Source organism: Hyphomonas oceanitis SCH89, assembly GCF_000685295.1.
Lineage (GTDB): Bacteria > Pseudomonadota > Alphaproteobacteria > Caulobacterales > Hyphomonadaceae > Hyphomonas > Hyphomonas oceanitis.
This window is the reverse complement of sequence record NZ_ARYL01000019.1, coordinates 76,957-86,529: the sequence shown is the minus strand read 5'-3', so window position 1 is coordinate 86,529 and position 9,573 is coordinate 76,957. Positions and strand designations below refer to the sequence as shown.

Genomic DNA, 9,573 nt, shown 5'->3' with positions numbered 1-9,573 from the left:
AAACTTTGCCTTGCCCATCGGGCCTCTCCTTAGGTGTCTGTCGTCCGGCCCGCCGGACAGGGTTTCATATTGATTTGGCAGGCAGACTGCCCGTTAAACGCGCCTCATACCCATGTGTGACGCGGGTTTCAAGCAGGCAATTGTATCCTGGCTGCCCAAGGTGGGTGCGACTTGCCTACCTGCCCCAAGGCCGGATATGCCAAAGCTCAACTTCGCCACCGAGGGCCTTAACATGGATATTGACCTGTCTGTTCATCGCGACCGCACACGCAATCGCTCCCTTGGCGCCATCGCAGCAAGCCGCGCAGGCAAAGCCACGCTGACGGCTGCTGGCTGGCGCATAGACATGGCGCGGCAATATCTCGATTCGGAATCGGAGGCGGCATTGCTTGCGTTCGGTCAGGCCCACGTCCTCGAAACCGCCGCGTCGGACCTCTTCGGTGGAGCCATCGTGAACCCGTCTGAAGGCCGCCCCGCATTGCACTGGGCCTTGCGCGCCGGTTCCCCGCTTGAGGGAGAGGCTGAAACGGTACGCCAGAGCGTCCAGCCCGCCTTGCAATTCGCCCGCGACCTGCGTTCCGGAAAGGTAAAAACATCAAACGGCGCGCCATTCACGTCCGTGGTCCATATCGGCATTGGCGGTTCGGACTTCGGGCCCCGCCTAATCGCCGACGCCTTTGAGGACATGGCGCCCGCAGGCATCGACCTGCGTTTCTGCGCTAACGTCGACCCGCTTGATCTCGATCGCGCCCTGACAGGGCTCGATCCGAAGTCCACCCTCGTCATCGGTGTTTCAAAATCATTCGGCACCGAAGAGACACTTTATAATCTGGCTCGCGCTCGCAAATGGCTCGAGCGTGCCCTTGGTGATGATGCCGCGCATCATCTTGGGCTTGTCACCGCTGCGCCTGAAAAAGCAAAGGCCTGGCTCGATGGCCGTGACGCGCATGTCTTCGACATGCCACTGTCTGTCGGTGGGCGTTTCTCGCTCTGGTCTGCGGCTTCGCTTGCCTGCATGATCTATCTTGGCGCCGATGTGTTCGAGCGGATCCTTGCAGGTGCCGCGGCGATGGATGCCCACACACGCGACACGCCACTGGCGGAAAACGTACCCATGCGCCTCGCGCTTCTGGACTACTGGAACACGTCGATCCTGGGTGACAAGATGCGGGTCGTCCTCGCCTATGCCAACCGACTGCGCATGCTGCCAACCTATCTCCAGCAACTCGAAATGGAGTCCAACGGCAAGAGCGTCGGGCCCGACGGCGAAACTATCGCGGTGGCGACGGCGCCTGCACTCTGGGGCGGCGAGGGCTCCGTCGGTCAGCACTCCTATCACCAGTGGCTGCATCAGGGGTCTCAGGCCGTACCTTGCGAGTTCATTCTCGCACCTGATGCCGGTCGCGACTCAGCCGGTCTTGCCGCACTGACAGCGCACGCGCTCGCACAGGCCGAAGTGCTCGCCAACGGCCGTTCGCTTGATGAGGTCAAGAAGGAAGAACCAGGCCTCACCGGCGCTGTTGCGCGCCAAAAGGTTCATGCCGGAGGGCGTGCATCAACCTTCATGACACATGCCTCATTCGGGCCGGAAGCGTTTGGCGCCCTCGTCGCCATGTACGAGCATCGCACCTATTTTTCTGGCAAGCTCTGGGGCCTCAACTCGTTCGACCAGTGGGGTGTCGAGCGCGGTAAGACCATGGCCGGTCGTCTGAAGCCTGCGCTCACGGGCGACGCATCGGCGGATGATCCCGTCACCGCGTCCCTGATTGCTGCGCTCCGCTGATTGATGCCGATTGCCCGCATCCTGCGCGAAACGGCAATCGGCGAGACGCGATTGGTCGCCCTCGACAACACAGGGCGTCCTATGGCGCTCCACCTTGAGCGTTTAAGTGACCGGGAAACCCGCGCCTATCTTGGCGACGTGCTCGGCGCCCGTCTGCGGGCAATTCATCCGCGCCAGGGCGGTGGTTTCGTGGAACTTACTTCCGGCGAGAATGCTTTCATGCGTCTTGATGAGGGCCATGGGCTGACGGAAGGTCAGAGTTTGCTCGTCGAAATTGTCGCTGAAGCGCGGCGCGACAAGCTTGCGCGAGTGCAGAAGTCCTCGGCCGCGGCAGTGAACCAAAATCGGCAGGAACGATGGCGACTGGCGCTGCCCGGCGCGGGGGGGGTGGCCATTGAAGACGTCTCCATAGGCGATATCGAAATTTCCGCCGCATGGGATGAGGCTTTATCGGCATCCGTAACGCTGCCGGGTGGCGGGACACTGCATATCCAGCCAACAAACGCTCTCGTCGCCATCGACCTGGACACATCCGGCCGCAATGATCCGGGGCGTGCCGCGGCCCGAGCGCTCCGCATAAACACCGAAGCGGCGCAGGAACTCGCCCGCCAGGCCAGCCTGAGAAATCTCGGCGGCGCCATGGTTCTGGATTGCGTCTCCCCCATCAATCGCGACGCCGGCATCAAGGTCCGCGATTCGTTTCTAACTGCTTTCAAGGGGCAGTCGCATCGCAATGTGCGCGCATTGGCACCCTCGGCGTTCGGTCTGATGGAAGCCTCGGTCGCCTGGGGCGCCGCGCCGCTTGCTGACAGGTTGCTAAAGCCAGACGGCGAGCCAACAGACGAGACTCTTTGTCTGGAGTCTCTACGGCAGCTCCAGCGCGAAGCAAGATCACAGCCCATGGCGCGGCTGACGCTCGCGCTGCCGCAGCGGGCCTTTGAGTGGATGACAGCGAGTCGACTGGACCTACAGGGGCAACTCGATGAAACGTTCGGAGCCCGCCTGACTATTTTACCGCACGATCAATCCAAACCGGACATTTTCCCGACATGAGCAAACCGATCGCCCCCGAGAAGCGCACCCCGAAGTGCGCACAGTGCCAAAAAAAGCCGGTTTCGCCTGAGTACCGCCCATTTTGCTCCAAACGCTGCGCCGATATCGATCTCGGGCAATGGTTGAAGGGCGGCTATGCGATCCCCGGAGCGCCAGCAGAACTTGAGGAAAACCCCCGCGATACATCGCCATCTGGAGACATCACAGATGATGACTGAAAACACGATGGACAAGCGTGCCTGCCTTGGCTAGAACCCGCCTTCCCTGCTGGCCCGCCCGGGTAGCTCAGGGGTAGAGCAGCGGATTGAAAATCCGCGTGTCGGTGGTTCGATTCCGCCCCCGGGCACCATTTGAGATCGGTCTCGCCAGCCGGAATGATCTTGTCGGACTGAGTCTTCGTCTCGGCTGAGCCTGGAAACGCCAGCGCCGCTTTCGCCCACAGCCAATATTCGCCAGCGCATTCTCACGTCTTCCTGCATTGCCTGCAATTCGTGCAACTTGTGGATTATCTCCTATTTCCTGTGATCGGCGGAACATTTGTCATACGTTGCGGGTAGAGTTGGCGGGTTCATATGACAGATTTGAAGCAATCATCACCACATCGCCTTGTCGCCGTGTCCAATCGGACGGCCTATGGCAGCCAGACCCGCGCTGGAGGTCTCGCTGTCGCCCTCTGGGACACGCTGGCGGAATCAGGTGGCTTATGGATCGGCTGGAGCGGAAAGATTTTCGACGTTCCCCGCCGGCGGGTGCAACTCGTGGAGGAAGATGGGGTCTCATTTGCGCTCGTTGACATGTCGAAGGCCGAATATGAGGGCTTCTATCTCGGCTACGCCAACAGCGTTCTGTGGCCCGTCATGCACAACCGACTCGACCTCGCCGTCTTCGACAGCGACTATTTCGCGGCTTATGAATCGATAAACCGCCGATTTGCCGAAGCCGTTGAGGCCCAGACAAGCGAGACGGACATTGTCTGGGTTCAAGACTACCACTTCTTCCTTCTGGCCCGGCATCTGAAGGATGCGGGCTGTAAGCGGCGCACCGGCTTCTTCCTGCACATTCCGTTTCCGGCACCGGAAGTATTCCGTTCTATCCCAAACCACATGACTCTCGCAGAAGGCATTTGCGCCTATGATGTTGTCGGCCTTCAAAGCCCGCATGATTGCGCCAATCTCGGCCGTTACCTGCATGAGGAGATGGGTGCCGAGAAATTGGATGATGAGCGCTACCGCATCGGCGACCATGTCCTCACGATGAGACTGTGCCCGATCGGGATCGACGCGGAAGGCTTCAGCTTAAGTGCGACGAGTGAAGTCGCTGAGAAGGCGTCAAACCGTCTCTCACGCTTCCTCGGCAATCGTAATCTCGTCATCGGCGTTGACCGGATGGACTATTCCAAAGGCCTGCCCCAACGCTTCGAGGGTATGGCGACACTATTCGACAAATATCCGGAATTGCACGGCAATATCTCCTTCACGCAGATCGCGCCGCCGTCCCGCTCTGTCGTTGAGGAATATGCCCAGTTGCGACAGCAGCTTGACGAGCTGTCCGGTCGCATCAACGGCGATTACGGTGATCTTGACTGGATACCTATCCGTTATCTGGCACGCGGGTATGAACGCGAAGAGCTTGCGGGGCTCTACCGCCTGGCGCGGGTCGGGCTCGTGACTCCGTTGCAAGATGGCATGAACCTGGTCGCAAAGGAATATATTGCCGCGCAAGCCCCCGACGACCCGGGCGTTCTTGTCCTGTCGCAATTTGCTGGCGCCGCGCAGCAAATGACCGAAGCCCTAATTATCAACCCACATGATCGCAACGCCGTCGCCGAAGCGGTCCGGGAAGCGCTCCACATGCCACTGGATGAGCGCCAAAGACGCTGGCGTGCCTTGTATCGAGGCATATGTGAGCAGGACATCAACTGGTGGCGAGACCACTTTCTGGCGGCGTTTGACACATCCGAACCCGCCGACTAGTGCAGCGTATGGCTGAAACAACCGACAGACAATTTGCGCTGGCGTCTGATGATGCCCTGTTCCTTGATTTCGATGGGACGCTGGCTGGACTGCAGGATAACGCCGACACCGTTAGCCTCCTTTCCGGGATGGACGACGTGCTCATCTCATGTGCGGAACGCGTTGGCGGCGCGCTGGCAGTCCTCTCTGGCCGTGATCTGTCAGATCTTTCAAAACGCGTGCCTCCGGATTTGTGGCGCTTCGGCAATCACGGCCTCCGGCGCGCAGCGCCAAACGAAACATCGACCGGTACTATTGCCGACGCCCCCGCCGGGCTGGTCGCTGCGCTACAGATAATCGCAACACGCAATCCTGGCGTTCAGCTTGAACCAAAAGGGCCTGTCCTCGCAATTCACTATCGCGCGGCGCCGGATGTTGAGGATGAGCTTGGCCAAGCTTTGAACCACGCAATCACGCCGTTCGCTGATTATTCGATTCAGCATGGCAAGATGGTATATGAGGCAAAACCAAGTGCTGCCAACAAGGGCGCCTGCCTGACGGAAGCAATGTCCAGTGCGCCATTCAAGGGCCGACGTCCGGTCATGATTGGAGATGATACGACGGACGAAGACGCTTTTTCCGCCGCGCAATCATTGGGTGGTTTAGCCATTAAAGTCGGCGAAGGCTCAACAGTGGCACATCACAGGCTTGCGTCTGTTGCAGACGTTCACGCACTACTCAGGGAGTTTGCATCATCATGAACGGACTGGATCTGGGAGTCGTCGGCAACGGAACAATTGCAGGACTCGTAAACTCTGTGGGGAATTATCAATGGCTATGCCTGCCACGCTTTGATGGCGAGCCGGTTTTCAACAAGCTGCTCGGCGGCGGCGGCCAGTTCGACATCTGGATGGACGGGCTGGTATCGCGCTCGCAATCCTATGACACCAACACCGCCATCCTCCGCACACGTCTTGAATCAGAGGATGGCGCAGTGATGGAGATCATCGACTTCGCCCCACGCTTTGAAACACGTGGACGAGTCTTTCGCCCGGCTTCCGTCGTCCGCCGCTTCCATGTGGTTTCCGGTACACCGCGTATCCGCATAACACTGACGCCGGAAACAGACTGGGGCGACCGCAAGCTGCCAACTGTGCGCGGCGTCAACCATATCCGTTTCAATGATGGTGAGCTGGCTTTCCGCGTCACGACCGATGCGCCCGTTTCCTATGTCCTCTCGGGCACCAGCTTCCTGCTGGAACAGGACGTGTCGTTCATCCTTGGTGCAGACGAGTCGCTGACCGATACGGTCGATGTGATCACGCTCGACTGGGAAGAACGCACCCGTCAATACTGGACAAAATGGGCGCGCAGCCTCGCTGTGCCATATGAGTGGCAGGAAGCCGCCATACGCGCCGCCATCACCCTGAAACTGTGCGTCTTTGAGGAAACAGGCGGCATTGTCGCTGCACTTACGACATCGATCCCAGAGCACGAAGGCTCTGAACGCAACTGGGACTATCGCTTTTGCTGGATCCGGGATGCCTATTTCACGGTCACTGCGCTGAACCGCCTGTCCGCCATGGGAACGCTGGAACATTATATGCGCTGGGTCCGCAATATCGTGGCCCAATCCAAGGGGGGGCATATCCAGCCCGTGTATGGCATCGGCCTTGAATCAGACCTCACCGAGGAACACGCAACGCATCTGCCGGGCTTCCGCCATACCGGCCCGGTTCGCCGCGGCAACCAGGCCGCCGAACATATCCAGCATGATGTCTATGGCCAGGTCGTTCTCGGCGTCTCGCAATCCTTCTTCGACAGCCGCTTGATTTCACGGCCTGGCATAGCCGAGTTCCGTCAGCTGGAACCCGTCGGCGAGCGCGCCTTCGCTGTGCATGACACGCCAGATGCTGGCATCTGGGAATTCCGCACCATCGCGGAAGTGCACACATCCTCGGCCATCATGTGCTGGGCGGCCTGCGACCGCCTGTCGAAGATCGCCGCTCATCTCGGTTTGTCCGACAGAGCAACCTATTGGTCTGAACGCGCCGCCATCATCCACAAGACCATTCTGGAGAAGGCCTGGAACCCCAAGGTCGGCGCCTTCACAGCCTCTTTCGGCGGAGAGACGCTCGATGCTTCCGTCCTGCTCATGGCCGAGATCGGCTTCGTGCCCGCGAGCGACGAGCGCTATGTCGCAACAGTAGACGCCATCGACAGCACACTCCGCGAAGGCAATCACGTCTATCGCTACAAGACCGAGGATGATTTTGGGCGCCCCAAGACTGCCTTCACGGCCTGCACGTTCTGGCATATCGACGCGCTCTATCGCGTCGGCCGGGTCGACGAGGCACGCGAAATGTTTGAGTCTGTCCTGTCCAGCCGCAACCATGTCGGTTTGCTCTCGGAAGACTTCGACCCGTCGACAGGCGAGCTATGGGGCAACTTCCCCCAGACTTATTGCATGGTGGGCATCATCAATTCCGCCGCCCTGCTCAGCAAGCCATGGTCAGAGGTGATCTAGGTCAGGCGGCGACATCCGGCTGGCCTGACCGCCCGACAGATGCATCCAGCACGCCCGGCTTGTCCCACAGCCCTTCCGGTCGGATCATGACCATCGGGTCTTCATCTGCCGAGAGCGCTTGCGGGTGGTGCGGCACCGGGATTTCGATCTCGATATATTCATAGTCCGAGAACCAGAAACGCGGCCGCCCGGGCACGATGCGGCACTTGAAAGTGCGCGACCAGACCGGCCATAGCCGCGCCTGTATCTGGGCGATCATCATCGTATATCCTTTGCGGGCAACCAGTTCGAACGCCTCTGCCAGCATCACCTGCAGCGCGGGCCGACCGCGCTGGCTGCGCAACAGGACCACACGTTCAAGCTTCGCAAACCCGGCAAACCAGCGCATCCGCAACGTGCCAACCGGCTGCGGACCATCGAAGACGAGGAAGTGCGTGGCACAAAGATCGTTCCCGTCGAACTCCTCCTCATAGGGGCAGTCCTGCTCCGACATGAACACGGCCGCCCTGATAGCCGCCATCTTCTGATAGTCTTCCAGCGTCCTGACAGGCCGCGCTGAGTATCGCTCGAAGGCGTCGTCCGGTACCCGTCGGCAGAGCACTTGCGCGCCTATGACAGGGAGTTCTGTCATGCTGCAGCCCATCCCGATTGGTCCAAGGCTTCCTGAACATACAAGTCCGGCAACCCGCCCTCGAAGGGCTTGAAGCCTAGGCTGTCCATTGAACGCCGCCCGTCTTCTGTGGCGCCGCGCGCGAAGCATGGATAGGCGCTGAACAGCTCCACGCGCATTACCGCTGCGGCCGTCATCACCTTCCGTCGGGCGTCGCGGTTGGCGCCTGCGTAGACGCCTATATAAAATGCTGAACATCCCTGCCCGCCCGAACACAAATGCGCGGGATCAGGCGAGGCTGGCGCATATGTCCCGTTTCGCACGGCTGCTTCGCCAGTCGGCGTCAGTGGCAGCGACAGAAATATCCCATCCACCGGATCGCCCGTCACCCAGGCTGTCATGCCGGTGATCCAATCCATCTCGCCAATCGCTTCGGGCGTTGCCAGTTTTGATTGCATCAGGGCCTCCGCCACAGCAACGCCCTGTTCCAGCTCGGAAAATGTCCCCCGGCGAAATCCAAATTCCGCCGCCTTGGCCGCAACGCGATCAAGATCGATCACGCCACGCGCCGATATACTATTTGTGATTGTGTTCATATCTGTTTACCACTACAAGCGTACTTGTGTGATGCCACAGGCATCGCCGCGTGGCTTTACCAACTGGTGAAACGGGGACTTACACCCGTGAAAGGGAACACACGCGTGCTCGCGGAGACATTTGACTGGGACAGGATCCGTATCTTCCGCACAGTGGCGGAGCTGGGCAGCATGTCTGCGGCTGCCGAACGGCTCGGCGGTTCCGTGCCAACGATCAGTCGTCGCATCACCGAACTGGAAGCAGCCCTTCGCACAGAGCTGCTGAAACGCTCTACACGCGGCGTCGACCTGACGGCTGCTGGCCAGATGCTGCTACGGCATGCCAATGTCATGGCCGATATTGTCTCAGCAGCGCACAATGACGTTTCCGACAGCGATATGCCGGATACCGGTCCTGTACACCTCGTCACCGGCGACGGAATCGGCCCCTACTGGCTGGCCCCACGCCTGCCGGATTTCCAAAGCGCCCATCCGGGCATCGAACTCACTCTGACGGTATCAGAGGCCAGCCCGGACCTACTCAACAACGAAGCAGACATCACGATCCAGTTCGAGCGCCCAACGCGCAGCGAGCTGATCGGGCGTCGCATGGGGGTTGTGCACTATCTATGCTTTGCCACGGCGCCCTATCTGGAACGCCACGGCCACCCCGCGACCCTGATGGACTTCCATGGCCATCGCTGCCTGCTGCATGAAGGTTATATCAACCAGTCAGAGCGCTGGGCGAATGGCATATACCTGGCGCGCCAGCTTATGTCTTTTGCACTGGTCACGAACTCGGCGGCCGCCATGATTTCGCTATGCCTCGCCGATGGTGGCATCGCCATCCTGCCCTCCTATATCGGCGCCGCCTATCCCCAGCTTGTGCCTCTCGCCTTGCCAGAAGTCGCCTCAATCCAGTTCTGGATGACCTATACGGAACGTATCCGCCGCCTGGAGCGCGGACAGGCCGTCATAGACTGGCTGAAAGCATCGCTTGATCCGCGCGAAGCGCTCTGGTTCCGTGAAACCCTGATCCGACCCGATGCAGCGGGCTCAGGCGCCTAAGTGCG

9 protein-coding genes and 1 tRNA gene are annotated in these 9,573 nt (G+C 60.0%); 8 read left to right on the top strand and 2 right to left on the bottom strand.

What is annotated here, in order from left to right; genetic code table 11:
* Nucleotides 1–196 precede the first annotated feature (196 nt).
* From pgi to HOC_RS12980, 7 genes are all read left to right on the top strand, one after another.
* A complete protein-coding gene (gene pgi, locus HOC_RS13005; protein ID WP_241767023.1) occupies nt 197–1,783 on the top strand; it encodes a glucose-6-phosphate isomerase in 1,587 nt (528 codons plus the stop codon).
* A gap of 3 nt (nt 1,784–1,786) precedes the next feature.
* Entirely contained in the window at nt 1,787–2,836 is a 1,050-nt protein-coding gene (locus HOC_RS13000; RefSeq protein WP_206741571.1) for a ribonuclease E/G, read from the top strand.
* Complete coding sequence (locus HOC_RS21820) at nt 2,833–3,054, top strand: DNA gyrase inhibitor YacG (protein ID WP_084146309.1); 222 nt, start codon at nt 2,833–2,835, stop codon at nt 3,052–3,054. The genes HOC_RS13000 and HOC_RS21820 overlap by 4 nt, the downstream gene beginning before the upstream one ends.
* A 56-nt stretch (nt 3,055–3,110) precedes the next feature.
* Nucleotides 3,111–3,185 (top strand) — tRNA-Phe (locus tag HOC_RS12995).
* A gap of 223 nt (nt 3,186–3,408) precedes the next feature.
* The gene (locus HOC_RS12990) at nt 3,409–4,809 is read left to right on the top strand and encodes an alpha,alpha-trehalose-phosphate synthase (UDP-forming) (protein WP_035539279.1); all 1,401 of its coding nucleotides are present in this window, start codon (nt 3,409–3,411) and stop codon (nt 4,807–4,809) included.
* A gap of 8 nt (nt 4,810–4,817) precedes the next feature.
* Nucleotides 4,818–5,549: a trehalose-phosphatase gene (gene otsB, locus HOC_RS12985; protein WP_051624854.1), complete on the top strand. Its 732-nt coding sequence runs from the start codon at nt 4,818–4,820 to the stop codon at nt 5,547–5,549.
* Nucleotides 5,546–7,315 (top strand): glycoside hydrolase family 15 protein, encoded by a 1,770-nt coding sequence (locus HOC_RS12980; protein WP_035539275.1) that lies wholly within the window; start codon nt 5,546–5,548, stop codon nt 7,313–7,315. Before otsB ends, HOC_RS12980 begins: the two co-directional genes overlap by 4 nt.
* A 1-nt stretch (nt 7,316) precedes the next feature.
* Here the strand turns inward: HOC_RS12980 and HOC_RS12975 are convergent, their stop codons facing one another.
* Together HOC_RS12975 and HOC_RS12970 are read right to left on the bottom strand one after the other, a co-directional pair.
* A complete protein-coding gene (locus tag HOC_RS12975; RefSeq protein ID WP_241767021.1) occupies nt 7,317–7,946 on the bottom strand; it encodes a GNAT family N-acetyltransferase in 630 nt (209 codons plus the stop codon).
* Complete coding sequence (locus HOC_RS12970; protein WP_035539273.1) at nt 7,943–8,521, bottom strand: hypothetical protein; 579 nt, start codon at nt 8,519–8,521, stop codon at nt 7,943–7,945. The genes HOC_RS12975 and HOC_RS12970 overlap by 4 nt, the downstream gene beginning before the upstream one ends.
* 87 nt (nt 8,522–8,608) lie before the next feature.
* Here HOC_RS12970 and HOC_RS12965 point away from each other — a divergent pair, with 87 nt between their 5' ends.
* Nucleotides 8,609–9,568, top strand: coding sequence for a LysR family transcriptional regulator (locus HOC_RS12965; protein WP_156950481.1), 960 nt, complete (start codon nt 8,609–8,611; stop codon nt 9,566–9,568).
* The last annotated feature ends 5 nt before the right edge of the window (nt 9,569–9,573 follow it).

Coding starts and splice junctions, on each gene's coding strand:
- pgi (WP_241767023.1), top strand. CDS start 197: ATGCCAAAGCTCAACTTCGCCACCGAGGGCCTTAACATGGATATTGAC.
- HOC_RS13000 (WP_206741571.1), top strand. CDS start 1,787: ATGCCGATTGCCCGCATCCTGCGCGAAACGGCAATCGGCGAGACGCGA.
- HOC_RS21820 (WP_084146309.1), top strand. CDS start 2,833: ATGAGCAAACCGATCGCCCCCGAGAAGCGCACCCCGAAGTGCGCACAG.
- HOC_RS12990 (WP_035539279.1), top strand. CDS start 3,409: ATGACAGATTTGAAGCAATCATCACCACATCGCCTTGTCGCCGTGTCC.
- otsB (WP_051624854.1), top strand. CDS start 4,818: ATGGCTGAAACAACCGACAGACAATTTGCGCTGGCGTCTGATGATGCC.
- HOC_RS12980 (WP_035539275.1), top strand. CDS start 5,546: ATGAACGGACTGGATCTGGGAGTCGTCGGCAACGGAACAATTGCAGGA.
- HOC_RS12975 (WP_241767021.1), bottom strand. CDS start 7,946: ATGACAGAACTCCCTGTCATAGGCGCGCAAGTGCTCTGCCGACGGGTA.
- HOC_RS12970 (WP_035539273.1), bottom strand. CDS start 8,521: ATGAACACAATCACAAATAGTATATCGGCGCGTGGCGTGATCGATCTT.